This is a genomic window from Alkalihalophilus pseudofirmus, from assembly GCF_029094545.1.
In the GTDB taxonomy this organism is placed as follows: domain Bacteria; phylum Bacillota; class Bacilli; order Bacillales; family Bacillaceae_D; genus Alkalihalophilus; species Alkalihalophilus pseudofirmus.
The window spans coordinates 1,423,004-1,446,523 of sequence record NZ_CP117835.1 but is presented as its reverse complement, the minus strand read 5'-3'; the positions used below and the strand labels follow the sequence as shown (position 1 = coordinate 1,446,523).

Below are 23,520 nucleotides of genomic sequence, written 5' to 3'. Positions count from 1 at the left end.
TTATGTTGAAAATTTTTTCTTTAAATCTTCAGCGATCAACGGTCCATGGTGACGTCCATTTTCGATAAAGATTTCATTTGCATTATTGCCAGCTGCAATCACTCCAGCAATATAAACTCCTTCAACATTTGTTTCCATCGTTTCAGGATCTAAAGCAGGACGTCCGGAACCTGCTTCTACTTCCACCCCTATTTTTCTTAGAAAAGAATGATCAGGATGGTAACCTGTCATAGCGAAAACAGCATCTGCCTTCACTGAATATACTTCATCACCGATTGTATATATTACTTCATGATTTGTTATCTCTTTAACTTCTGCATTAAAATGTAGATTTATTTTCTCATTGCGGACAAGTGATTCATATTCTGGTAAGATCCAAGGCTTCACACTGGTTGAATATTCGCTCCCACGATACAATGCACACACTCTAGCCCCTGCTTTCTCGAGTTCAAGAGCTGCATCTACTGCAGAGTTCTTCCCGCCGATTACGACCACATCTAAATCAAAATAAGGATGGGCTTCTTTAAAATAATGATGCACATGCTCCTTATCCTCACCAGGAATATTCATTTTATTAGGGCTGTCATAATAACCTGTTGCGATAATCAGCTTTTGACAAACGTATTCCCCTTTTGATGTACTCACGTGAAACTCACTGTCATCTTGTTTCGTCACCGATTTTACCTCTTCATATGATTGGACACGAATCTTCTTACGCTTCACTACATCACGGTAATAGACTAACGCTTGGTTCCGCTTCGGCTTCCGCTCTTCAGTTACAAATGCAACGTCTCCGATCTCAAGCTTTTCACTTGTACTAAAGAATGTCTGATGAGTTGGATAACGATAGATCGCATTGACGATATTACCCTTCTCTATAACAAGTGGAGAAAATCCGGCTTCTTGGCACGCAATGGCAGCTGATAGCCCGCATGGTCCTGCTCCTATAATAATGATGTCTTCTTTGATCAAACTACTCACCTCTCACAACAATAAAACCCGAAAACCCTTGTATCATTGACACAAGGGCAAGGTTAATCTTATTTATAGTATATCAAATTACACCCAGCCACGGAAACGAGAGGCTTCGGCCATCTTACGCACACCAATCATGTATGCGGCTAGACGCATATCTACTTTTCGGCTCTTCGATAGGTTGTAAATGTTTTCAAAAGAACCAACCATAACATGTTCAAGCTTACCTTCTACTTCTTCTTCTGTCCAATAATAGCCTTGATTATTTTGAACCCACTCAAAGTAAGAAACAGTTACTCCGCCTGCACTAGCTAATACATCAGGAACTAACAGGACATCACGTTCTGATAAAATACGCGTTGCTTCCATCGTTGTCGGACCATTAGCAGCTTCTACGACAATTGAAGCTTTAATTCGCTCTGCATTTTCTTCTGTAATTTGATTTTCAATAGCAGCTGGAACTAAAATATCACATTCTAATTCAAGCAGCTCTTGGTTTGTAATGGTTTCTTTAAACAGATTGGTTACCGTACCAAAACTGTCACGACGATCAAGCAAGTAATCAATATCTAACCCTTCAGGATCGTGCAGGGCTCCATAAGCATCACTAATACCAACTACTTTTGCTCCGGCATCATGCATGAACTTCGCGAGGAAACTTCCTGCATTACCAAAGCCTTGGATTACTACTTTTGCTCCTTCAATATCGATCCCTTTTTTCTTAGCAGCCTCACGGATACAAATGGTTACACCTTTAGCTGTTGCAGATTCACGTCCGTGTGATCCTCCTAACACAAGAGGCTTTCCTGTAATAAATCCAGGTGAATCAAACTCACGGATACGGCTGTATTCATCGAGCATCCACGCCATAATCTGCGAATTAGTAAATACGTCTGGAGCAGGAATATCCTTAGTCGGTCCTACTAATTGACTAATTGCTCGCACATATCCGCGGCTTAATCTTTCTAATTCACGGAAGGACATATCACGAGGGTCACAAATAATTCCACCTTTTCCTCCGCCATAAGGAAGATCAACTATTCCAGCTTTCAAACTCATCCAGATAGATAACGCTTTCACTTCTTTTTCAGTAACATTTGGGTGGAAACGCACTCCACCTTTTGTCGGTCCAACTGCATCATTATGCTGAGCTCGGAAACCTGTAAAAATCTTTGTCGAACCATCATCCATTTTAATAGGAATACGCACCGTTAACATACGGATTGGTTCCTTCATTAACTCAAACATTTCATCAGGATAACCAAGCTTGTCCAAAGCCTTTTTAATTACCTTCTGCGTTGAAACAAGCACATCTAAATTTTCAGCTTGCTTACCATTACCTTCCATCTGTTTCACCTCTAGCCAGTGTTCGATGTATTATTTTTTACGCATATGACCGCGTTATCATTCATCACTACTTACTATAATGAAAGAGCTGTCATATTTCCACCTTTTCAGTAAAAAAAACAAGATAACTTATATTTCCGTCCTATTCACACTATTCTTACTACTATTTACCCAAATCTTAAGCAATTAAAACAGACTGATCTAAAATCAGTCTGCCTTTTATTAATGTTTATTTATTTAAAGATAGTTGGACGAATGTTTCAATCATCTCATCATAGGATAACCCAATTTCACGAGCAGCATCCGGATAGAGGCTTGTTGGTGTCATCCCAGGAAGAGTATTTACTTCTAAAATGACTGGAGCTCCGCCATCATCGGGTACAATAAAGTCAACGCGTGAATAAATGTCGCAGCCTAGAGCTTGGTGAGCCAATACAGCATGCTTTTGAACATAATCTGTTTGTTCACTTGTAAGACGTGCAGGAACAATATGCTCGCTCATACCTGCTGCATATTTTGCCTCATAATCATAATACTTATTTTTTGGTACAATCTCTACTACAGGAAGAGCTTTCTCACGCCCTTTATTCCCCATTACAGCGACCGTCACTTCTCTGCCCTTAATAAATTCTTCAAGCAGTACCGTTTCATCTAGTTTGAATGCTTCCTCAATACCATTTAACAATTCTTCTTCATTCTCAGCAAACGTAATTCCAATTGTAGAGCCTTCTTGGTTTGGCTTTACTACAACAGGAAACGGAATCTCAATTGCCGTCGTTTCAGGGTCGTATGCATGCTTATAAAGCACGTGCTGTTTGGCTATTCTGGTACCTTCTCTCTCAAAGAACAGCTTCGACTTTGCTTTATCCATCGCTAGAGCAGAACCTTGCACACCTGAACCAACATAGTTAATGTTCAGCATATCTAGTAAAGCTTGCACTTTGCCATCTTCACCGTACCTGCCATGCAAACCAATATAAACTAAGTCGACTTCCAAGTTTAATAAATCTTCTAATCTATCAGGGTGAAAATCAATCCCGATCACTTCATGTCCATTTGCTTTAAGGGCATTAATAATGCCCTTACCAGAGGATAAAGATACTTCTCTCTCTGCTGAAATCCCACCATACAATACAGCAATTTTCATTTGGCTCAACTCCTACTACACATTATGTACCACTAGTATATTCGCCTACTTTATTTTCGGAACTAGTCTCGGTTATTGTACCATAATACCCTTGGCCACGCTTATTAAAAGCACAGGAAAACTGTGAAAGAAAAAGTACCTCAACGAAAAAGCAGAGCTGCACCCAAAAAAAGAAAACCGATGACCATTTGGCATCAGTTTTCTATCGTTTGATAAATGTATGATATAGTTGATAAACAGCTTCATTTTCCATTAATGTCTTACCGTATTCTTTTACTCTGTGTATAGACACGGTCGAGGAATACCCAAATTCAGATAGTAATGCGATAAAAGCTTCTTCGTCTTGGTCAATAATGTCCATATCTTCAAATTTCATATAGTATTGACCGTCAAAGAAATAAAGCTGTCCGCCTATCACACCAAATGGATACAGCCTAGAAGAAAGGCCAATGACATCTTCAAATTCTTTAAATGTATAGAATATCTCATCACTCTCATCTAATGTTACCTGCATTTCAATATAGCCTTCCTCAAACCCCTCAATATCAAAATCTTCATCTGGAAGCCCTTTTGACACAATGATAACCATTCCTTGCGCCGGCATTGCATATACTTCTACAGCAATCGGCCCATCTACTTTAAAACCTAATTCATCATCTGCTTCAAGCATCATATCTCGAAATAGATCATGTACTTTTGGAACATCCTGCCATAAATCTTCTTTCGTTATTCCTCTTTCCTGCATATCATCAAATGTAAGGAACACTTTAAATTTATCTACATTTAAACGCTCAAGACGCATTGTTAACCCTCCCTTTTCCGAGAGCCTGAAAATGGCTGACTCGTGCCGTAAACATCGTCTTGCTATACGGTATGTGAGGACGTTACAGAAGGTTCGCAAACACGCCTGTGAAACAAACCTAATTATTTATTTAAGGTTGTTTTTTAGCCAGTTTTCCCATTCAGTCTTCGTCTTACCGACAAGATGCGGCTCTAACACTTCTTGTTTTTCATCCTCTAACTCATCAAAGGCATATCCGCCCGTGCCAATAATTAAATGTGGAAACACCTCTTTTAGATGTTCAATTAACTCTATTGTCGCTCTAGCATTAGCGGAAATTGTACAAGAAGTGAAAAACATTTTAGCATTCACTTCACGCAACACCATTTCTACATCATCATTTGGTATACCTGCCCCTAAATAAATGACCTCAAATCCTTTACGTCTTAAAAATAAAGTAAAGATCAACAAGCCAAGCTCATGTGTTTCATTAGGTCCACACACCGCTACTACTTTCGGCAAGAACCCATCAACAGGCAGCCCGTGAAAAATATTACCGATTTTTGTGCGTAGAAAAGAAGTGACAAAATGCTCGTGAGCAGTCGAAATTTCATTATTCTCCCACATATACCCTACTTTCACAAGCAACGTTCCAAGGATATCAATGGTCACCTTATCAATACTAAACATGCTGAACGCTTGGTTTAGGAGCTGATGTGCTTTTGTTTCTTCAAAAGAAAGCAAGGCTTGAAGAATCTCATCTGATAATTGTATTGAATAGTCTTGATGCTCACTGCTTTCTTGCTGCGGCATCCCAATATTACCTTTCTCAAATAATCCGACAGCTTGTCCGATTGTAAAACCTTTATTTACTTTGTCAATTAACCACCGCAAGATGGCAACATGCTCATCTGAATACAAACGATGGCCTGCCGAATTACGTATTGGTTCAATAATTTGATACCTTCGCTCCCAAGCTCTTAACGTTCCTGGTTGTATCCCTAACATGGTTGAAATTGCTTTTATATTGTATTTCCCTTCATTAGAAGCCATATTCTCTCCCCCTATACAAGTTGCACAAGCTCCGTATTTTAGATCTTTGATGTAAGACTTGCTTTAGAGAACCTTGCCTTCGTATCTTACTCCATACTTTTCATGCGATCATTGAATACACTATGAATACAACCTCTGCCTTAAAGTGGTGCTTTTTAGCTTAGTATAGCGAATGAAGCCCTCTGTGTAAACTTTGTACAATCATTTGTATAATGTGTTCATTTAAATTGTAAGTTATATCATTTATTTATTTTCTTTCATCCTATTTCTTTATTTCAATTATATGTGTTTGTTGAGGCGCTCCGAGCCTAAGCGGCAGCTTAGTAGTCCCGTATCCATTACTAATTAAATGCCACCCTCCGTTTTCTCTTTTCATACCGCCCAGCTCAGCTATACCAAACCTGATTAGTCGGATCTGCCCCCCGTGGGTATGTCCACTTAAAGAAAGTTCAGGAGAGAGCATAGAGGATGCTTCTCTTATAATGTCTGGGTAATGACTGATTAACACAGTGAACATTTCATTATTAATCTCTCTTTGATCTAGCTGCTCATACTCTTCATCAATACCAATTAATTGGATCCTCGATTCTGATTTAGTTATTATTTCGCTTGATTGGCTTAAAATCGTCACTCCATGACGAAGGAGAGTCGTTTCTAGCCACTGTTTATTTACTTCCTCGTCATTATTTCCCCAAACAAAATAAACAGGAGCTAGTTTTGTTAACTGGCGTAAATTTTCTTCAAGTCTTTCTTGTTTAACTCCTGCCTCTAGCAGATCGCCTCCGATAATGACTATATCAACCGGCTTTGTAAGTTTGTTTATTAGTCTTTCTGACACCCGCCTTTTATGGATATCAGAAATAAAGAATATACGAAAAGAATTAAGTCCTTCTGGCAGCTCCTCAAATGTTAAAGGATGGTGTATTAAACGATTACGAAAAGCTTCTATAAACATATAAAACAGCAGCAACACTCCTGCTGCTATGACCAAGTATAGGTAAAACATGCATTTTCCTACTTTCTCACATCTCGTGTTTCTTAATCAACTTTTTGCAAATTAACATCCATTATACCATATAAGCTTGCCAAAATTAGAGCACAGAGGGCAGGCACCCAGCTGGTGTACATAAGGTGTGCAATCGATAAAAAGGCTAAAACAAGAAATAAAATGCGTATGTTGTGATTCACTGAATAACGTGGCATTTGAAAGAGGGTTTTTAGTAAATCTTGAACAAACAGCGAATAGGCTAAAAATCCCGCAACAAATGCAAAAGAGGCGGCAAGCATTTGAAAGGGAGAAAAAAGAACAGCGCCGATCAGCTCCCCTAGCCCAAACCCTCTGGGGTGAGGAAAAAGCTTGAATGCCGTCAAAATCCCGCCATATGCGGTTAATAAAAGTAGACATTTCTTAAAGATAAAATAAGGATCCACGTCTATTTCTCCTTCATGTCTTTTACTTCTTTTAAAAACATAGTATGGGATTTAAACAAAGATATGAGGAAAAAGAAACTGAAGTTTAAGTCTTGAAAATAAACGCAAGTAAGTGGAGGATTGCCGCTCCTGAGATAAACTCGCTTTTCGCGGGGAGCTAGTGAGCTTCCTCGGGCTAATGCCCTGTGGGATCTCACTCCTGCTCTAGGCCCCGCAGAAGTCTCGCATATTTCATCCGCTAGGTTATTGCTTTGTGTAATTATTAAGTGGGATACTTTTGTTATGATTCAGTTCACTTGAGGCTCAAGTATAATTGCTTTCATCCCGCTTCACTTTCTAAGGCCTGAAAATTTGCTTTTAATGAGAGAGCAGCTTAACAAAATCCTTCCTCCGTTGACCTCGCTGCAGGCACCCGCGGAAAGCGTGTGCCTGCAGCGGAAATCAACAATTATTGTAGGAAGAGCATTTTTAGTGCCCTTCTTGCCCCTGCGTTTAAGGGGTCCACTCAAAGTGCTCTATCACCTGTCCTGCACGTACTTGAAGGCCTTCGGAATATTCTCCAAACGTATAGATCTCGATGGTATAGTAATTATCATCGTTAGATAGTAATGCATATCGCTTAGATTCATATTCACCAATGTAGAAACGCTCCTCCATCACATTTAATTGGTCATTTCTTGAATTGACCCAATCTGATTCATTATCTTCTAAAGCAAATCCGTTATGACTCATTTCTTGATCCCACTCTTCTAAAATTTCATCTACACTGCCCACGTCAACTGGAGTGATCGATAAAAATGCCGGTTCTATCCGACCATTGCCATAATTGGCTACGATTTGAATTCCTTTTTCTGCGTCAGAATTTATTTCTACATCAAATTGTTCGTCTACAACGGAGGAAAAACCAAGTTCGGTATCTGTAAATTCTTTAACTACGATAGTATCTTCTTGTCCTTCTCGCATAACTGTTTCTTCTCTCGTTTCACCAATATCAATTCGTTCAAATGACGACCTTGGTGCTGTCACATTTTCTCCAGCAGGTTCTTCATAGGTTGTGACCTCGTCTTTATCCGTTCCACCCTCTTCGGCAGCTTCTTCCTCGATTAAAAAATTCGCTTCGCCGTCCCCGTTAGATTCCTCGTTGATTTCCTCATCACTAATGGCTATTTGATTACCCTGGTCTGTAAAAAAACCGCCTGATAGGAGAATAGCACCTATTCCAGCAGCTAAAAACATTAACGCCGCCACTTGCCAACGAGGAAAAAAGGTAGCCCGGCGAGGCTGATTCCCCTTTTTAATTTGAGACATGATATGATCACTTGAAGTCTTTTGCGGTATTTGATCAAATTGCTTTTTTAATTTTTTCATTTGATTTTCAAACTGTTGATCATTCATTGTCTTTCACCTACTTTTTCAAGCTTTTCTTTTAATTGCTTTTTAGCTCGCATCATTCTCGTTTTTATGGCCCCTTCCGATACCTTTAAAACATCTGCAATTTCTGCATAGGTCAGGTCATGAAAGTAATGCAAAATGATAGGAACTTTATATTTTTCATCTAGGGATTGAATTTGTTCATGCAGTGCTTTTGTTTCATCGTCATAAAAAGTTTCTACATAAACCGATGCCTCCCCCTCATCCTGCATCGCCTTTACTCTTTTAGAATGCCTTGTCTCTGTTCTATATTGGTCCCTGACTACATTTAATGTAATCGTATAAAGCCACGTAGTAAATTTACCTCTCGTATGCTTAGATAAGAATCGATAGACTTTAATAAACACTTCTTGTGTGATATCCTCCACACTCGATTCCTTTGCTCCAAGCTGGAACGCGAACTTCTCAACGGTCTTTATGTGCATTTCAATTAATCGTTGGAAAGCTTCGTCGTCCCCTTTCTTTGCACGCATGATCAATTGTTCTTCCATTGCGACTACCCCCGAAGTTGGTCTCACTGTTTTTATTTCATTTAATGCTAGTAAGCAATTTATGGTTAGTTAGGTTTTTTAACATGACATCCATAAAACGACTGTCACATTTAAAAGGTTTCATAAAAAAACACGCTCATCCTAGGATAAGCGCATTTAAAGACCAATAACTTACGAGGTTGCATCGGCTTCTTTTGATTGAGTTTTTAGTAGAGAAGAATTTTTATCAGAAAGGAAATCTAATGCAACACTCAATAAAAGTTTCGCAGCAACAAGCATAGCAGATTCATCAAAATCAAATTTTGGATGGTGATGCGGATAAACAATTCCTTTTTCTACATTGCCTGCCCCAGTAAAGAAGAATGTACCAGGAACATGCTGCAAGTAATAAGCAAAATCCTCTCCCCCCATAACTGGCGCCATCTCTTTGACAAGGTCTTCCCCTTGTAATTTCGTAGCTGTCCCGACAAAGCGATCTGTTTCAAACGGGTCATTAATAACAGCTGGATAGCCTTTTTTGTACAAGAAATCATATGTTGCTCCCATGGCGTCACATACTCCCTTTGTCACCTGCTCCATACGTTCAAACATCATATCTTGTACATCAGTTTCGAACGTTCTAACCGTCCCGACAATCTTAGCACTATCAGCAATAACATTAAATGCTCCGCCAGCATGGAAAGACCCGACACTTAAAACAGCAGATTTTAATGGATCAACATTTCTGCTGACGATATGCTGCAGGTTTTGAACAACTGAGGTACCAACTGCAATGGCATCTACCGTTTCATGAGGGGAAGCCCCGTGTCCCCCTCTGCCTTTAAAATCAATCTCAAAACGATCAGCTGCTGCCATGATGGCATCTCTTCTATATCCAATTTCTCCGAGCGGCATTGTGGACCATAAGTGCGTACCAAAAATGGCATCTACACCTTCTAAGCAGCCATCACTAATCATAGCAATAGCACCACCTGGGGCAAGCTCTTCAGCAAATTGATGAATAAGGACAACCGTACCTTCTAAGTTTTGTTGATTTTCCATTAACACTTTCGCAACGACTAAAAGGGTAGCTGTGTGGCCATCGTGACCGCATGCATGCATCACACCAGGAGTCTCGGAAGCAAACGGAAGCCCTGTTTCCTCTTGAATAGGAAGAGCATCAAAGTCTGCACGCAGTGCTACTGTTTTTCCAGGCTTTGCCCCTCTAATGTAGCCAACAACCCCTCGTCCGCCTACATTTCTTTTTACTTCTACCCCTAATTTCTCAAGGTAATCCGCAATCATAGCTGGCGTTTGTTCCTCTTCAAAAGAGAGCTCAGGATGTTGGTGAAGCGTTCTTCTTAATTCAACCATTTCCGGATAATACGTTTCCAGTGTTTTATGTAATTGATCAATCATCTATCAGCACTCCTTTTCTTTTCCATTGCACATATCTATTGTACATTTCGTAGGGCGAAATGAAAACCTATTATCCTAAATATTCCGATTTTTCATAGGATATTCTCAAATTATAACAGTTTAGAAAAATAAAAAACTGATACCCGATTGGATACCAGTTTGGTCTCAATGTTAAATTGCCTTACTTCAGTTGCTCTAAAATTACTCAGAGTACTCGGAAACTTTAAGAAGTCCAATTGCCATTACTACAGCAAGAACCATTGCCATAATTCCGAAACCTAAAACAGCTACTAATTGTACTAATGTCATTAGTCAACACTCCCCATATGAAGATGTTTCTTTTTGATAATTTGTAAACTAATCGTAACATAGCTTGTTTGTTGATCTAGAATCGATTTGTGACAATCTCACGAACATTGAATACAATAAAAATGGGTAAAATGAATGAATTTTTTTCGTCGATTTATTAGCTTTTCTGTCAAAATTCTTTTGTAAGATTCCTTTACTAACAGATTGAATATTCAGATTAGTTACGTTATACTGAAGACACAGAGATGTAGAAAGCGCTTACATTAATAAATAAGAAAGGTGTGAGTGTATGTTTTTAACTAAGCTGACAGACAAATCACTCGTAACCAACCAAGACTTGGCTTTTAACCAGCGTATCGGCCTTCCAGTTGAAGTGTATTGCTCAAGACAGGGAACAACGCTTGCCTTTGGCAAAATTGAAATGTATACGGACCATTTTATTTATGTAAGCGGCAGATCTTACTGTCGTGAGAACCATATGTTTTTTGGCCATCCACATTTATCTGCCTAGGATAAAGATAAAACCACTCCGCCATTCAGCTTGCTCCCTGAATGACGAAGTGGTTTTTATTATTTATGATATAGGTTGATATCGTGTTCTGTTTTCATATAAGTAAAAACAGATTCCCTATGCTGCCAGCTTTGATCTTTCTCCCAAAGTTCACTTGAGCGCTCAATACACTCTTCTCGCAAAGCTTCAAATTCGATTTCTGCTTTAGTTGCTTTTTTCGATAATAACTTAACCTGCACAATCCCTACTATAAATAAAAGGATAAGCAAAAGGAGAATCGTGTTGCCTACTAATATAGATAAAAAGTTTGAACTAAAATGAAGCCCGCTGCTCCCTCTTAAAACTTGAGCACCAAACAGCAAAAAAAGTCCAAGCGATAATAACGTAAATAAACTCCAATGATTTTTGGCTTTATTCAGCTTTTCCCATTTTTCTTTTCGTGCAATCATTTCTTCAAGCATCACTTTACTAACATTTGTAAGAGCATCAGGATGTATATTCCATTGTTTCATACCTGTCATACGCTTGGCCCCCTTTACTAGAAAATATGAAGAGGGTAGAAAACTAGAACGATTTGCTTAAAGATTTAACCAGTAAGGTGAAAAAATCAGTAGTAAAACAATGAGAATAAAAGCCATTAATAATAATCGTACAAGCGGAAATGTCATCTGGATGCCGCGTTTTTTCTTTTTCCTGTGCCGATGTACGTCTTTTCTAGAAGGAAGCTCTCCTTCCTTACGCTCCGTTCGACTCTCAACTCTTGACATTTGTTTTCTCAAAGGCTCTGCTTGGTCCTTGTAGTCCCGCTGTGCTTCACTCATACCGTTTCACCTCACTTATAGTATCGGTCATCCACTGCTTTTTTTAATGAATCTTATTTCCCTATTTTCTTGATTTTCTTCTTAAAAATAACCCAAATAAAAAATCAATTAAAAAATGAGCAAAAATCGTTACAGTAAGGTTATTTGTATATTCAAATAGAAGCCCCAGAGAAAAACTAACTAACAATACAAATGAAAACAAGATTGGTTTCTTTAAATACCGCACATGAACAAGGGCAAAAATAATGCTTGCAGCAATTAAACCGAAGGCTGTTTGTAAAACCGCTCTAAATAAAAGCTCTTCTACTACAGCAATGACCATACATAAAATAATCATATGAAGTACACTGCGCCCTTTAAAAACTCGTTCATTTATCCCGCCATCGTCAAGATGACGATAAGGAATAAAGCGGTACATTAAAAGATCAACACCAACGACAATCAGAGCAAAGCTGCCCCCTATTACGATCGTTTCATACCAAGTAAATGAAAGTAACTGCAGGAACATGGATAGATCATCAAAAACAAAGTAAGCCCCTGTCAAACCAATTAAGAGCATGGCCGCTTGTGAGCCATATAAGCTAGCTAAAATTTCTTTATCACTTAAATGCTCTATTTTTCGTTCATTCTCATTCATATAATTCCCCTGTCTTGCCGAACAACCTGATAGACAGCTCCTCTTGCCAATTTTTCGCATCATGCTGATTATAATGATGTATTTGTTCTTTTAAATAATACGTTTCAAGCGTTAACCCACAAATATCACAGCAATTTTCTGTTTGAATCTGTTTTTCTTCTTCTTCAAAATAGTCCAACACCCCATTTCGCCTGCACGTTTTACTGTGCATCCAGGTCTCAAACTGAGATAAATGTTTTTGTTTATTGATTTGATATTTTAAAAATGAATCAGCTAACATGGTAGAAACAGCATCGATTGAGAACCGTTGAACCATGGTACCCTTTAAAACGTTCATTTCCTCTAATGAAACTTTTACATTTTTCCATGCTGTTTCGCTGCACCCAAGCTTGGCACAAAGTTCAGTCTCTGCCTTCTCATCCATTTCTTCCATTTGGCTGAGTGCAAGAAGCAGCTGCACTATTTGCTCGTTATCTAATTGTTCTCGCTTTGAAAGCAGTCTTGCAAGCCCGCGGTCCTCTTCACTAAATAGGGTAATCGCAATACTTTTCTCCCCATCACGCCCTGCACGTCCTATTTCTTGTACATACGATTCCATTTGAGTTGGATAGTGAAAATGGATGACGTACCGGATATTATCTTTATTAATCCCCATGCCAAATGCACTTGTACAGCATATAATTGAAAGTTCCCCTTGCATGAATTGCTGTTGGATTAAAAGCCGATCATCATTTGTCATCCCGCCATGATAAAAATTGACACCTTGAATGCCTCGTTCTTGTAGTTTTCTAGCTGCTGCCTCACTCCACAGCCTGCTCGAAAAATAAACCATACCAGGTCCTTTTAGTTTTGATGTCAGCTCAAGTAACCGTTCCATCTTCTCTTCTGTTGATAAGTATTGTTCTACTTGGACCGCAATATTCGGCCGGTTGACGGAATGAATAAATGATTTAGGTTGACTCATTTGTAAATACGAGCAAATATCTTTTTGTACATAAGGTGTAGCTGTGGCTGTAATTGCTAAGCAAGGTGGATTGGATAATTTCTCTCTTACTTGTGCTAAGCGTAAATAATCACTTCTAAATTCATGTCCCCACTGAGAAATACAGTGTGCTTCATCAACAATAAATAATGAGATCTGCAGTTTTCTCAATTTATGTAAGACGTAATCAGATTGGAGCATTTCAGGTGACGTATAAATCAATTTATAGGTAGACAAAGAAAGAAATACTTCTTCACGTTCAAGATGATTCATAAAGCTGTTGATTGCTACTACTTGCTTAATTCCAATGGAGCGCAGCTGCTGCACTTGATCCTCCATGAGAGAAAGAAGCGGAGATACAATGATGGTCACCCCCTCCTTCAATAAAGCAGGAAGCTGATAACAAATGGATTTCCCCATCCCCGTGGGAAGAACTGCTAATACGTCTTCATTTTCCATTAGGGCAGCTACAATTTCTTTTTGACCACTTCTAAATGTAGAATAGCCAAACCACCTATACAGCTCCTTTTCTAGATCCATCATTATTCCTCCTTCCTTGCAAGAACTAAGCGAATCATAAAGTAAGATACTTCAGCACCTAATGCTTCTTTAATGTCCCGTAACTTTACAGATGATCCTTTTTCCTTCATAAACGCATAAATTTTATGTTTAATTTCTTCAGTCACATAAGGCTTGATTGAAAAATCAGGCTGCTGAAGAGCAATTTCTATAATATGATCTTCTATCGTACTTCTTTTTAATTTTCGTTTCGTTGCAATTTGGTCTAATGTATGACCTTGCTGTATGAGTCGAGCCGTTTGGTCAGCAGACTTTGTCCAACCAGCTGATTTAGAATCTCTTTCAATAAAGACTTGTAAGACTGGGAATTTTTTTTCGTTCTTCTCCATTTCCTCAAGCATTTCATGAAGCATTGCTTGATGAATGATCCAAGCATCCTCCACATTAAACCCACATGTATGAGCAGCTTGGGCTGAGGTATATCCGACTTTCTTTTCTGTTGTCAGTTGCAAAACTATAAACAGAGCATAACGATCTGGAAAACGTTCTAATAGCTGCTTAAGCTCTATGTGTAATTGTCGAAGTACATTCATCCTTTTGTTTTTTTGGTTCGGCATTCGTGCCTTGACCCACTTTTGAATGGCGCGGTCTTGAATGATTGGAATAAAAGATCCACTCTGTGATAGGAGCTGTGTCAACGATTGGATAAACAACGTAAACCTCTGCCAAAAGAGTATGCCTGTCCTTCCATATTTAAATCCATTTAAGCGTCTAATTATCGGTGTTTCTGCCAGTGTATCACGAATCGCGATATCTCCCTTTTCTGTAACAAGATAACAATCCTTATCACAAGGCTTAAGATACCCACTCTCCATACAAGCAGCTGCTATCGTGTCCATTTCTTCACGTTTCATCTTAGGGAAAAGACCAAAATACGGAAGCAGTGTATAATAATGTCCATCTTGAATCGTTTGTGCAGACTTTTTGCCCTGAAGTAGGTGATAGGCTCCATATATCGTTCGTTCTCCTTGGAACCTTTTTAACACTGTTAAAACAATCACATACTTTATTATCATGGTTTCATTTCATCTCCTATCACAGGCCTTACTTACGGATTAGCTGCACGTTTCTAATATATAATGATTGTATCAAATTTCCGCTTTCTTTAGGGGCTATTTGCATCACCTGCGGGAATAATGATAAGAGCATGATTTGAACACGACCATTTAACATACTCAATCGATCATAAAACTATAAATTCGAACATAAAAACTTTATAAATGAAAAAGTTTAGGAATGATTTGGTTGAAAAGTTTATCAATCGGCTTTACAATAGGAAAGTACAAAAATCAAATCACCCTAGATCAGGAAGATGCATAGGCTATTGCAACCTTATTCTAGAGTTGGATTTAATAAATAGAACAAAATGGAGGGAACATCATGGCTAAATATACGATTGTCGACAAAGATACTTGTATCGCATGTGGGGCTTGTGGCGCCGCTGCTCCAGATATTTATGATTATGACGATGAAGGCATTGCATTTGTTATTCTTGATGATAACCAAGGAACGGCTGAAATTCCAGAAGAGTTAGAAGAAGATATGATTGATGCTCAAGAAGGTTGTCCGACAGATTCAATTAAAGTCGCTGATGAATCATTTGATGGCGATGCACTAAAATTTGAATAGGATCATTATTACATTTAAAGCAGACTGCCTTTTAAGGCAGCCTGCTTTTTTCATTATAAAGAGTATGGAGAGTGAGTCCTTCTAACGCCAGCATAACGGCATTGGACCATATTTCAGCATAGCTGTGATTTGATAGGGGGTTAACTCCAACTCCTACCTCAATCGTGAAGCCAGGCCTACCAGTTTCTTGTATAAACCAGTCTTTATACCCTCCATCACTGTCAGCCGTATGAACAGGTGTATAGGAGCTTGCTAATGACAATCTTTTGACCATGTCTTCACTTTCTTTCGGTTCGTATCCTCTGTAACCCCAATAAATCACTTGTCCTTGTGAGTGAAAAGCCAACACATAACTAAACGTATTGCGCAGCGTTAGTCTGTGTACAGCCTTTGCCTCAGGTTCAGTGAGCGGGGCCGTTCCGCTGTAATGCCTGCTCCACGGCATTTGCGGACTCTCATCTGCTTCTCGCTCCCACCCCGCAGGCCACTGGTGATTAAGATCCACCCCTCTAATGTTACTTGACCAATGTTCAAACCGAGTCATCCCCTTATTTATTTTTAATACTTCATCATAATGAGGATGCTTATCATAGATCCCTTGCATCACAAGTTCGATACCGTCAGGATTAACAAGCGGTACGGCGAATAACTTTACCTCTTTTAACCATTTTGCAACATCATACCCATACATCTTTTTGTTCTTATGACCAGCTGCTAAGCATTCCTTTAAAAATTGCACTAAAAATTTCGTCGTATGCCACTCATTTGCATGCCAGCCTGCTGAATAAAAAATGGATTTCTTCCCACTGCCAATAACAATCGCATAAATTGGTTTTTTCATAACAGAGTAACCAATTACTTCTACCCGCGCACCCATCGAACGAAAGAACGGAATATCTTTTTCAAGATCGCTTGGTCCGTATTCTTCCCAACTACTACCAGCTGCATTTTGGTTGTCAGTACTGGCTGGAATATGTAATAGTTGGCCTGGATAGATATAGTCGATTTCAGAAGTAAGATGCGAGTTAAATAACAATAAGTCAAATGGTCTAATGCCAAATTGATTGGCTACTTTAGCCAGTGTATCGCCTTGTTTTACGGTGTATTCCATCTGATCACCCCTTGTTATTACCATATGAAATAATTAGATGGATCAGAAGCAGACGAGGAATCTTTTGGGAGAGGAATCTATTGATCGTATTTTGTCCAAAAGAAAGTGCACTCTCATAAAGTACTCTCGCATTCAAAATAGGTTTGACAGAAAGATTTTAATATGATAAATTATCAAACAATTAGACTTCTTAGACTTAATAAAAATGAATGATAAATTATAAAACGTTGATGAAGAATGAAGAAATGGAATCCATTTTACAGAGAGTTAGTGGCTGGTGTGAACTAACATGGATCATTTCAGATAGCCCTTCTGAGTTGGCTGATTGAAACCTACTGGAGTAGATCAGCTCGGATGATCCGTTATCTTTGGAGTTAATTCTCCCCTGAGATGTGTTATATCTAACACATAAATGAGGGTGGCACCGCGGTTAGAACCTTCCGCCCCTCACGATTCGATTCGTGTGGGCAGAAGGTTCTTTTTGTTGTAGCGCTTTCATGGTCTAACCATGTTGCTCAAATAAATCATTTTTAGATAAGGATAATTTAAGGGAGTGGTGGAGAATGAACAAGCAAGCAGTGATTGAAAAGGAAAAGACTACAGAGAGAACAGCTAAGTATCACATTTTAGTATCTGATGCGATGAGTCAAGAAGGGTTGCTTCCTTTGCTCGAAAATGCCAATGTACATTGCGTAGAAGCCTATGTTGATGAGGTAGAAGATCTTACACAATTTGACGCTCTGCTCGTGAGAAGCGCTACGAAAGTGACAGAGGAACTACTGCAAAAAATGCCTAATCTAAAAATTGTCGCTCGTGCAGGAGTCGGCGTTGATAATATTGATTTAGACGCTGCCACAAAACACGGTGTGGTTGTTGTTAATGCACCAGATGGAAATACGATTTCTACAGCTGAACACACATTTGCCATGATTAGCTCATTATTACGTAAAATTCCTCAAGCTAATGCATCTATTAAAGCGGGTGAATGGAATCGTAAAGCATTCCAAGGCTCTGAGCTTCGCGGTAAAACATTAGGAATCGTTGGTTTTGGCCGTATTGGTACACAAATTGCTAAGAGAGCTCGCGCTTTTGAAATGTCTTTACTTGTTTTTGATCCATTTTTAACAAAGGCAAGAGCTGAAAAAATCGGTGTGACCCCTGCTAGCTTAGATGATGTTCTTGCGCAATCAGATATCATCACTGTTCATACGCCTCTTACAAAAGAAACAAAGGGTATTCTAGGTATGGAGAATATCGCTAAAACAAAGCAAGGTGTCTTCTTAATCAACTGTGCCAGAGGCGGAATTATTGATGAATCAGCCCTCAAACATTATTTAGCCAACGGTCATATTGCTGGTGCGGCTCTGGATGTATTTGAAGAAGAGCCTGCACAAGATAAGGAACTGCTTGAGTTTGATAATGTCATTGCAACTCCGCATATTGCAGCTTCTACAAAAGAAGCACAGTTAAATGTAGCATCACAAGTTTCTGAGGAAGTGATCCGTTTCTTAGAAGGGCAGCCGGCTACTAATTCAATTAACCTGCCTACTTTATCTAAAGAGATTTATGAAAAAATCCAGCCTTATTATGACTTAACGAAGCGCATGGGTAACTTATTATCTCAAGTTATGAAAACCCCTGTACAAGAAATCGAAGTGTATTACGGCGGAAATATTACTGATCTTGAAACATCAATTACGACACGCAGCCTTATAGCAGGCTTCCTTCAGCCTCGCGTAGATGCAGCCGTAAATGATGTCAATGCTGCTCTTATTGCTAAAGAAAGAGGCATTACCTATGGTGAGAAGCATGTTGAAAATACGTTCGGTTATTCTAACTTAATTCATGCTGTCGTACACGGTGAAGACCGTCATTTTGACATTAAAGGAACATATATCAAAGAATACGGAGCAAGAATCGTAAGCATCAATGGCTTTAATGTTGATTTTGTTCCACAAGGCCACCTTTTATATATCCAGCATAATGATAAACCAGGGGTAATCGGGCGCATTGGTCAATTATTAGCTGAACATGATGTAAATATTGCGACGATGCAAGTAGGTCGTAAGCAAGAAGGCGGCGAAGCCATCATGATGATTACCGTTGATAAAACAGTAGAAGAAGACGTTTTAAAGGCGGTACGCAAAATTGAAGATATTCAGTTTGCTGATAGGATCGAAGGCTAATCTGATTCGAACGAATATAAGGACCAAAAAAACGAGATGGCTTCTTGCCATCTCGTTTTGCTTATCCTAAAGGAACTTCTTTTCGTTTTCCTTTTTCAAATGTCATAAGTGAGGTATAGCCAGCTGATTTTGCAAAATCAATGGCTTGGTCAAAGTCAGCCCCGACATGGTCAGGTTCATGTGCATCAGAGCTCAGTACAATAGGAATCTTCTTGTCATAGCACATCTTCAATAGACGCGGGTCCGGGTACAGCTCTCCTACCGGCTTTCTAAGCCCCGCAGTACTAATTTCCACGCATGTTTTTGAATTAGCTAAAGCTGTCGTTGCCCTGTCATACTGCTCAAGCAGGAACGATTCATCCTCTGGCACATATTTAAATATCTTCACCAAATCAAGATGCCCAACGATATCAAATAAATTTGACTCAGCTAATGTAATAACTTGGTCGTAATACCCTCGATATGTATCATATAAATCTCGTTTATCCCACTCGGCTCTAAACTCAGCTAAGTCAATGCCAAAATCTCCAACCCAGTGAATACTTCCAATCACGTAATCAAAATCATATTGCTCAATAAAATGCTTCATTTCTTGGTGGTTTCCGGGAGTATAATCCATCTCAATGGACATTTTCACATCAATATTGGCATCCCATGCCTGATGAAAAAGAGAAACATAATCCTCCATGTCATAGTATCTTCTAGCATCAACCCATGGATTACTTAAAATATCTTTTGTTTGGTAGAAATGATAAGCATGTTCAGAAATACCGAAATGTTCGATATCCTTTGCTTTCGCTTGATCGGTAAACTGCTTCAAATAGTCAAGTGTAAGTTCACCTTTTTCCAGGTGATTATGATAATCAGTCTTCATTTTCAGCCTCCAGACAAGTTATGTATAGTCCTTTTTATTGTATCAAACCCCAAACCAAAATGTATCAAATTCTCAAAAATTCTGACACCTTCACACATTACCAAATATGTTGAAATAGCGTTTCTAGCTGGTCTTCTCGGTGCATTTTTAAATAGATCTTCCCCCGGTCTGTCAGCTGTATTGCTTCATCCTCTGTAAACACAAGTCCTTCCGCAAAAGCGACATCTACATAAAATTGATATAAAAGAGCAATCTGTGTTTTTTTCTTTTTTCCCATAAGCCTGTATCCAAATGTCTTATCGTGAGTCCTCCAAAACCTTGGATGTACCTTACGTTCACCTATTAAGCGAATAGAACCGTGTTTATTCATTTTTTGAAGCATGAATACAAAACCATCTACAAGATCCACTTGATTGGACGTTAGATCCGTTTGTTGATTTAACCACTGAAAAAGTTCAGTACTAACTATAACTCGTTCCTTCATGTCCACAACCTTCTACCTTTTCCAAGTTTCATAGACATTATTCTACCATATGCTTTTCTCTTTTTACAGAGCTCTTCATAAAGTAAATCTTAAGTAAATCTTCTAGTAACTCTTCTAATAACTCTTTGTATAAAAATAAGCGTGCCTAACGTAGGCACGCTTATTACTTCCATATATTTATTGATCAACAATCAATAAGTCACCTACTATAATAGCCTCATCAGATAACCCGTTCCACTCCATTAACTCTTCAATAGATGTATCATACAGCTGACTGATCGACCATAATGTGTCCCCGCTCTCAACCATCTTCACTGGTTGTCCTACAACATTTCTTTCTTGATCACCCGCTTTTCCCATTGCATGTAGATTGCTCATAACATAAACAGCCTCAGAATCTTCTGTATCATTTTCATAAGCAGAATCTAATGACAAGGCTGCATACCGGTCCGAATCTTTTTCAGATAAGACGAATAAAGGATCTATCGCTTCTGATTTATCAATATTCCAGCTTCCGTCATGCACTTCAAAATGCAAGTGATTTCCCTGAGATCTTCCGGTATTACCGACAGTCCCAAGCTGTGATCCACCCTCTATAGCTTGTCCCTCCGAAACAAACCGGTCATGCAAATGAGCATAGACCGTTTCATATCCATTTTCATGTTCAATAAAGACGACTTCTCCATATGTATCAGAATAATACGATTTACTTACCATGCCGTCAGCTGCCGAGACGACCGGTGTCCCTTCTACCGCAGCAATATCAATGCCGAAATGTTTTCCTTCTCGTGTTCCAAAAGTGTCTGAAACTTCACCTACCGTAGGCCAAATGAGCGATTGTTCATCTACTTTCAATACATTATTTTTTTCTTCTGCCTTAGCTGTTTGTGTTCCTAAAAATAAAATCCCTATACATAACCCTAATGCTACTGCAATACAAAAACGCTTAATAATATCGATCATTTCTTCCTCCTTACCTCATGAAAAAGGATCATACATGCACTGCAACGAATGTATGATACCTTCATTTTGTTCAAACCTTTATTAGTTTATGCTCGCTTCAATTATTTTATGCCGCCATTTTATCCGTTTTTTTATTCTACATTGATTCATGTCTAGCTCTTACTCAATCGCACCGGAACTAAGGATCTCGACATTCGTCTTTACATCAAATTCCATCGTTTGATAAATCTCCGTCTCCCATTGTTCTGGTTTCCAGTCACGTGTTGTACTTCGAAATTTCTCACCAACTGCGACAGGGTCCACCCCTTCATCTCGAAACTGTTCGAGCAGTGCTTTTCCTCTTGTAGATATTTTCTCTTCAATTTGGGTTTCAATATCTGCGATTAAATCATCCTCATCCAAATTCATTTTTCCGGTATAATCAATAATCTCTGCCTGTAAATCAATCTCAATTGTATATTTTGGATAAGGTCCTGTTTTATCAATTGAGCGTTTTCGGTTGCTGAAAATCTTTTCTAGTACAACAACAGCTTGTTGATCTCCTGTTTGTACATAAAATTGTCTTGACACTCTTTTCGTCGGTGTCGTCATTAATTTTAAGATGAATGAATCATCTAAAGTAAGAGTACGTATATATTTATCATCTTTAAAAAGAGCTGTACCGGTTATTCCAACTCGATCATTTTCAATAGCTAAAACGGGTAAGAAAGGGTCCCTCGCGTCATTATATAAACTAAACAGAAATTCGTGCATGTTCGTTGCTGGGATTGTGTTTGTCTCCATATTCTGCTGAACTAGATCAGATAAATAAACTCCTGTCTGTTCTCCCCCGCCTAAATTTGCTTCTACGATATCTTGTGCCCTGCCTTTAACTAAAGCCAATGTAATTCGATTACCTACTGAAGCATCCCTGTATAGAGAATCAATAGCCTCTTCTACTCCTTTTGTGGCAAGCTCTTCCCCAATCAACACTACATTCAGCTGTCCAAATTCAAGAGGCTTCTGAGATTTCTCGGTTAATAAGATCCTCGCCCCTTTTACCGTTTCAGCGTCGGCTGTAATAATATCTCTTTCTTGAATATTTTCCTGTCCTTGTTCAAGAAAAATAGGAAAACTAACTGTCATTGAGAGATTTTGCTCCCCGTCCGTATCAAAAGCGACCGTACGTATTACGGCAATTTCATCAATAATCCTCGTTTCAATACAGCCTGAGAGGATGAAGAGCAAGAGAAACAGGTTACATAGAAGTCGTTTTCTCATGATCTCCCCTCCCTTTTTTCACTTTCATAACAATCGTTTGAATAATAACAAGTAATGGAATATAGGCAAAGACAAAATAGAAGCCAAACGTACTGACCCAGTCGGCAAAGATACTGATTTCTTGACGAGTAGGCAAAGAGATCATAATAAATGACACTAATACTAATGAAATAAACAAAGCGACACGCTGGTTCATATGAAAAATTCGTTTCGCCCCTCTGCTTGCTGCCCACAGTGCGAGAGCAATATTAGGAGCAATAAACAAGACCCAAAGAGCGACCCCAATGTATTCAAACCTCTCAAGAAACGGCAGCTGTACAACTTTAAACAGACTGAGTGTCGCCCATATCGTTTTATTTAATTGTTCCTCCGAATAAAAAGCCAAACTGATCAGCATGATGATGGTATAGATAAAAGTTGTCGCAAACGCTCCGAGCTGTGCCCACTTTTGTGAGAATTCCCTGTTCTTTAGAAAAGGGTAATATAAAAGCAATATCTCAAAGCCTAAAAAACTTAATGTCGTTTCTTTTGCACCTAAAGCAAGTTCCACTATGGTATGCTTCAATACTGGAACTAAATTAATGAAATGGGCAAACTCAAGCGGCATTAATAAAATTAAAAATAGAGGGATGGGAATAATGACACCTAAGAATGTCAAGCCGACAACAGAACGAAAGCCCCCAGCTACGACATAATAGAATAGGCCAAATCCAATCAAGGCCATCACCCAAGTCGGCAGGTCAATAAACATCCATACTTGGATAATTTCAATATAAGCACGCATGACAATCGACGCTAAGCAGACAAAATAAATACATACAAAAAAACTGAGAATATTCCCTATCCATTTACCAAACAGCTCTTGGTGAATCAATATCAGGTCTCCATTAGACCGCTTCGCTAATAAGTAAATACAAAAGATAATCAAGTGTACAAAAATGCCTGCACCAATGACAGAAATCCACGCATCATACCCTGCCTCTTTGACCACACCGCGCTGAAACCCTAAAATACCGATTCCAATCTGCATTCCGTGAATCAAAAAGAAGACTAAAAAGCCTGACACCAGATACTGTTCTTTGATCGGCTTGCCCATACTATCACCCCCATACTACATACC

24 protein-coding genes and 1 other annotated feature are annotated in these 23,520 nt (G+C 38.9%); of the genes, 3 read left to right on the top strand and 21 right to left on the bottom strand.

Features of this window, described 5'->3' with window-relative positions:
* The 10 genes from PQ478_RS07495 to PQ478_RS07450 form a co-directional block, all read right to left on the bottom strand.
* Nucleotides 1-972, bottom strand: a complete 972-nt coding sequence (locus PQ478_RS07495) for a YpdA family putative bacillithiol disulfide reductase (RefSeq protein ID WP_289236339.1) — start codon at nucleotides 970-972, stop codon at nucleotides 1-3.
* A gap of 87 nt (nucleotides 973-1,059) precedes the next feature.
* Complete coding sequence (locus PQ478_RS07490; RefSeq protein ID WP_012958465.1) at nucleotides 1,060-2,322, bottom strand: Glu/Leu/Phe/Val family dehydrogenase; 1,263 nt, start codon at nucleotides 2,320-2,322, stop codon at nucleotides 1,060-1,062.
* 229 nt (nucleotides 2,323-2,551) lie between these two features.
* Entirely contained in the window at nucleotides 2,552-3,469 is a 918-nt protein-coding gene (locus PQ478_RS07485) for a D-alanine--D-alanine ligase family protein (RefSeq protein WP_289236338.1), read from the bottom strand.
* 202 nt (nucleotides 3,470-3,671) lie between these two features.
* Nucleotides 3,672-4,271, bottom strand: a complete 600-nt coding sequence (locus PQ478_RS07480) for a genetic competence negative regulator (RefSeq protein ID WP_075683567.1) — start codon at nucleotides 4,269-4,271, stop codon at nucleotides 3,672-3,674.
* Between the two features lie 126 nt (nucleotides 4,272-4,397).
* Nucleotides 4,398-5,303 carry a MerR family transcriptional regulator gene (locus tag PQ478_RS07475; RefSeq protein ID WP_012958462.1) on the bottom strand — a complete coding sequence of 302 codons (906 nt, stop codon included), beginning with the start codon at nucleotides 5,301-5,303 and terminating at the stop codon, nucleotides 4,398-4,400.
* A 262-nt stretch (nucleotides 5,304-5,565) separates the two neighbouring features.
* Nucleotides 5,566-6,309: a metallophosphoesterase gene (locus tag PQ478_RS07470; protein WP_289236337.1), complete on the bottom strand. Its 744-nt coding sequence runs from the start codon at nucleotides 6,307-6,309 to the stop codon at nucleotides 5,566-5,568.
* Between the two features lie 32 nt (nucleotides 6,310-6,341).
* Nucleotides 6,342-6,734 carry a hypothetical protein gene (locus tag PQ478_RS07465; RefSeq protein ID WP_289236336.1) on the bottom strand — a complete coding sequence of 131 codons (393 nt, stop codon included), beginning with the start codon at nucleotides 6,732-6,734 and terminating at the stop codon, nucleotides 6,342-6,344.
* A gap of 492 nt (nucleotides 6,735-7,226) precedes the next feature.
* Nucleotides 7,227-8,129: a hypothetical protein gene (locus PQ478_RS07460; protein WP_289236335.1), complete on the bottom strand. Its 903-nt coding sequence runs from the start codon at nucleotides 8,127-8,129 to the stop codon at nucleotides 7,227-7,229.
* The gene (locus PQ478_RS07455) at nucleotides 8,126-8,656 is read right to left on the bottom strand and encodes an RNA polymerase sigma factor (protein WP_012958458.1); all 531 of its coding nucleotides are present in this window, start codon (nucleotides 8,654-8,656) and stop codon (nucleotides 8,126-8,128) included. The genes PQ478_RS07460 and PQ478_RS07455 overlap by 4 nt, the downstream gene beginning before the upstream one ends.
* 171 nt (nucleotides 8,657-8,827) lie before the next feature.
* Nucleotides 8,828-10,054 carry a M20 family metallopeptidase gene (locus PQ478_RS07450; RefSeq protein ID WP_289236334.1) on the bottom strand — a complete coding sequence of 409 codons (1,227 nt, stop codon included), beginning with the start codon at nucleotides 10,052-10,054 and terminating at the stop codon, nucleotides 8,828-8,830.
* A 598-nt stretch (nucleotides 10,055-10,652) separates the two neighbouring features.
* On the opposite strand from PQ478_RS07450, the gene PQ478_RS07445 reads away from it, so the two are divergent.
* Complete coding sequence (locus tag PQ478_RS07445) at nucleotides 10,653-10,874, top strand: hypothetical protein (RefSeq protein ID WP_012958455.1); 222 nt, start codon at nucleotides 10,653-10,655, stop codon at nucleotides 10,872-10,874.
* Nucleotides 10,875-10,933: 59 nt separating this feature from the next.
* Here PQ478_RS07445 and PQ478_RS07440 read toward each other — a convergent pair whose 3' ends face one another.
* The 5 genes from PQ478_RS07440 to PQ478_RS07420 all read right to left on the bottom strand — a co-directional run bounded on the left by PQ478_RS07440 (nucleotide 10,934) and on the right by PQ478_RS07420 (nucleotide 14,909).
* Nucleotides 10,934-11,395, bottom strand: coding sequence for a YpbF family protein (locus PQ478_RS07440; protein ID WP_012958454.1), 462 nt, complete (start codon nucleotides 11,393-11,395; stop codon nucleotides 10,934-10,936).
* Between the two features lie 57 nt (nucleotides 11,396-11,452).
* Nucleotides 11,453-11,695 carry a hypothetical protein gene (locus PQ478_RS07435; RefSeq protein ID WP_075683562.1) on the bottom strand — a complete coding sequence of 81 codons (243 nt, stop codon included), beginning with the start codon at nucleotides 11,693-11,695 and terminating at the stop codon, nucleotides 11,453-11,455.
* 61 nt (nucleotides 11,696-11,756) lie between these two features.
* The gene (locus PQ478_RS07430; protein ID WP_289236333.1) at nucleotides 11,757-12,332 is read right to left on the bottom strand and encodes a CPBP family intramembrane glutamic endopeptidase; all 576 of its coding nucleotides are present in this window, start codon (nucleotides 12,330-12,332) and stop codon (nucleotides 11,757-11,759) included.
* Nucleotides 12,325-13,857, bottom strand: a complete 1,533-nt coding sequence (locus tag PQ478_RS07425; protein WP_289236332.1) for a RecQ family ATP-dependent DNA helicase — start codon at nucleotides 13,855-13,857, stop codon at nucleotides 12,325-12,327. Before PQ478_RS07425 ends, PQ478_RS07430 begins: the two co-directional genes overlap by 8 nt.
* Nucleotides 13,857-14,909, bottom strand: coding sequence for a YpbB family protein (locus PQ478_RS07420; protein ID WP_289236331.1), 1,053 nt, complete (start codon nucleotides 14,907-14,909; stop codon nucleotides 13,857-13,859). The genes PQ478_RS07425 and PQ478_RS07420 overlap by 1 nt, the downstream gene beginning before the upstream one ends.
* A gap of 364 nt (nucleotides 14,910-15,273) precedes the next feature.
* Here PQ478_RS07420 and PQ478_RS07415 point away from each other — a divergent pair, with 364 nt between their 5' ends.
* Nucleotides 15,274-15,522 (top strand): ferredoxin, encoded by a 249-nt coding sequence (locus PQ478_RS07415; protein WP_012958449.1) that lies wholly within the window; start codon nucleotides 15,274-15,276, stop codon nucleotides 15,520-15,522.
* Nucleotides 15,523-15,553: 31 nt separating this feature from the next.
* On the opposite strand, the gene PQ478_RS07410 is transcribed toward PQ478_RS07415, so the two are convergent.
* Complete coding sequence (locus PQ478_RS07410; RefSeq protein WP_289236330.1) at nucleotides 15,554-16,633, bottom strand: M14 family metallopeptidase; 1,080 nt, start codon at nucleotides 16,631-16,633, stop codon at nucleotides 15,554-15,556.
* 218 nt (nucleotides 16,634-16,851) lie between these two features.
* Nucleotides 16,852-17,084: a binding site (T-box leader), on the top strand.
* A 112-nt stretch (nucleotides 17,085-17,196) separates the two neighbouring features.
* On the opposite strand from PQ478_RS07410, the gene serA reads away from it, so the two are divergent.
* Entirely contained in the window at nucleotides 17,197-18,819 is a 1,623-nt protein-coding gene (gene serA, locus PQ478_RS07405; protein WP_289236329.1) for a phosphoglycerate dehydrogenase, read from the top strand.
* 61 nt (nucleotides 18,820-18,880) lie between these two features.
* Here the strand turns inward: serA and PQ478_RS07400 are convergent, their stop codons facing one another.
* The 5 genes from PQ478_RS07400 to PQ478_RS07380 form a co-directional block, all read right to left on the bottom strand.
* The gene (locus PQ478_RS07400) at nucleotides 18,881-19,693 is read right to left on the bottom strand and encodes a histidinol-phosphatase (RefSeq protein ID WP_289236328.1); all 813 of its coding nucleotides are present in this window, start codon (nucleotides 19,691-19,693) and stop codon (nucleotides 18,881-18,883) included.
* Nucleotides 19,694-19,790: 97 nt separating this feature from the next.
* The gene (locus tag PQ478_RS07395; RefSeq protein ID WP_075683557.1) at nucleotides 19,791-20,177 is read right to left on the bottom strand and encodes a hypothetical protein; all 387 of its coding nucleotides are present in this window, start codon (nucleotides 20,175-20,177) and stop codon (nucleotides 19,791-19,793) included.
* A gap of 177 nt (nucleotides 20,178-20,354) precedes the next feature.
* Nucleotides 20,355-21,140: a peptidoglycan DD-metalloendopeptidase family protein gene (locus PQ478_RS07390; RefSeq protein WP_289236327.1), complete on the bottom strand. Its 786-nt coding sequence runs from the start codon at nucleotides 21,138-21,140 to the stop codon at nucleotides 20,355-20,357.
* A gap of 159 nt (nucleotides 21,141-21,299) precedes the next feature.
* Nucleotides 21,300-22,400 carry a Ger(x)C family spore germination protein gene (locus PQ478_RS07385; protein WP_289236326.1) on the bottom strand — a complete coding sequence of 367 codons (1,101 nt, stop codon included), beginning with the start codon at nucleotides 22,398-22,400 and terminating at the stop codon, nucleotides 21,300-21,302.
* Nucleotides 22,378-23,496, bottom strand: coding sequence for a GerAB/ArcD/ProY family transporter (locus PQ478_RS07380; protein ID WP_289236325.1), 1,119 nt, complete (start codon nucleotides 23,494-23,496; stop codon nucleotides 22,378-22,380). Before PQ478_RS07380 ends, PQ478_RS07385 begins: the two co-directional genes overlap by 23 nt.
* Nucleotides 23,497-23,520: the final 24 nt, after the last annotated feature.

Bases quoted from the DNA above. Each gene is read 5' to 3' on its own strand.
- PQ478_RS07485 (WP_289236338.1), bottom strand. From the start codon at position 3,469: ATGAAAATTGCTGTATTGTATGGTGGGATTTCAGCAGAGAGAGAAGTA.
- PQ478_RS07455 (WP_012958458.1), bottom strand. From the start codon at position 8,656: ATGGAAGAACAATTGATCATGCGTGCAAAGAAAGGGGACGACGAAGCT.
- PQ478_RS07415 (WP_012958449.1), top strand. From the start codon at position 15,274: ATGGCTAAATATACGATTGTCGACAAAGATACTTGTATCGCATGTGGG.
- PQ478_RS07410 (WP_289236330.1), bottom strand. From the start codon at position 16,633: ATGGAATACACCGTAAAACAAGGCGATACACTGGCTAAAGTAGCCAAT.
- PQ478_RS07395 (WP_075683557.1), bottom strand. From the start codon at position 20,177: ATGAAGGAACGAGTTATAGTTAGTACTGAACTTTTTCAGTGGTTAAAT.
- PQ478_RS07430 (WP_289236333.1), bottom strand. From the start codon at position 12,332: ATGAATGAGAATGAACGAAAAATAGAGCATTTAAGTGATAAAGAAATT.
- PQ478_RS07480 (WP_075683567.1), bottom strand. From the start codon at position 4,271: ATGCGTCTTGAGCGTTTAAATGTAGATAAATTTAAAGTGTTCCTTACA.
- PQ478_RS07380 (WP_289236325.1), bottom strand. From the start codon at position 23,496: ATGGGCAAGCCGATCAAAGAACAGTATCTGGTGTCAGGCTTTTTAGTC.
- PQ478_RS07490 (WP_012958465.1), bottom strand. From the start codon at position 2,322: ATGGAAGGTAATGGTAAGCAAGCTGAAAATTTAGATGTGCTTGTTTCA.
- PQ478_RS07435 (WP_075683562.1), bottom strand. From the start codon at position 11,695: ATGAGTGAAGCACAGCGGGACTACAAGGACCAAGCAGAGCCTTTGAGA.
- PQ478_RS07460 (WP_289236335.1), bottom strand. From the start codon at position 8,129: ATGAATGATCAACAGTTTGAAAATCAAATGAAAAAATTAAAAAAGCAA.
- PQ478_RS07475 (WP_012958462.1), bottom strand. From the start codon at position 5,303: ATGGCTTCTAATGAAGGGAAATACAATATAAAAGCAATTTCAACCATG.
- PQ478_RS07470 (WP_289236337.1), bottom strand. From the start codon at position 6,309: ATGTTTTACCTATACTTGGTCATAGCAGCAGGAGTGTTGCTGCTGTTT.
- PQ478_RS07385 (WP_289236326.1), bottom strand. From the start codon at position 22,400: ATGAGAAAACGACTTCTATGTAACCTGTTTCTCTTGCTCTTCATCCTC.
- PQ478_RS07450 (WP_289236334.1), bottom strand. From the start codon at position 10,054: ATGATTGATCAATTACATAAAACACTGGAAACGTATTATCCGGAAATG.
- PQ478_RS07425 (WP_289236332.1), bottom strand. From the start codon at position 13,857: ATGATGGATCTAGAAAAGGAGCTGTATAGGTGGTTTGGCTATTCTACA.
- PQ478_RS07400 (WP_289236328.1), bottom strand. From the start codon at position 19,693: ATGAAGACTGATTATCATAATCACCTGGAAAAAGGTGAACTTACACTT.
- PQ478_RS07445 (WP_012958455.1), top strand. From the start codon at position 10,653: ATGTTTTTAACTAAGCTGACAGACAAATCACTCGTAACCAACCAAGAC.
- serA (WP_289236329.1), top strand. From the start codon at position 17,197: ATGAACAAGCAAGCAGTGATTGAAAAGGAAAAGACTACAGAGAGAACA.
- PQ478_RS07420 (WP_289236331.1), bottom strand. From the start codon at position 14,909: ATGATAATAAAGTATGTGATTGTTTTAACAGTGTTAAAAAGGTTCCAA.
- PQ478_RS07390 (WP_289236327.1), bottom strand. From the start codon at position 21,140: ATGATCGATATTATTAAGCGTTTTTGTATTGCAGTAGCATTAGGGTTA.
- PQ478_RS07440 (WP_012958454.1), bottom strand. From the start codon at position 11,395: ATGACAGGTATGAAACAATGGAATATACATCCTGATGCTCTTACAAAT.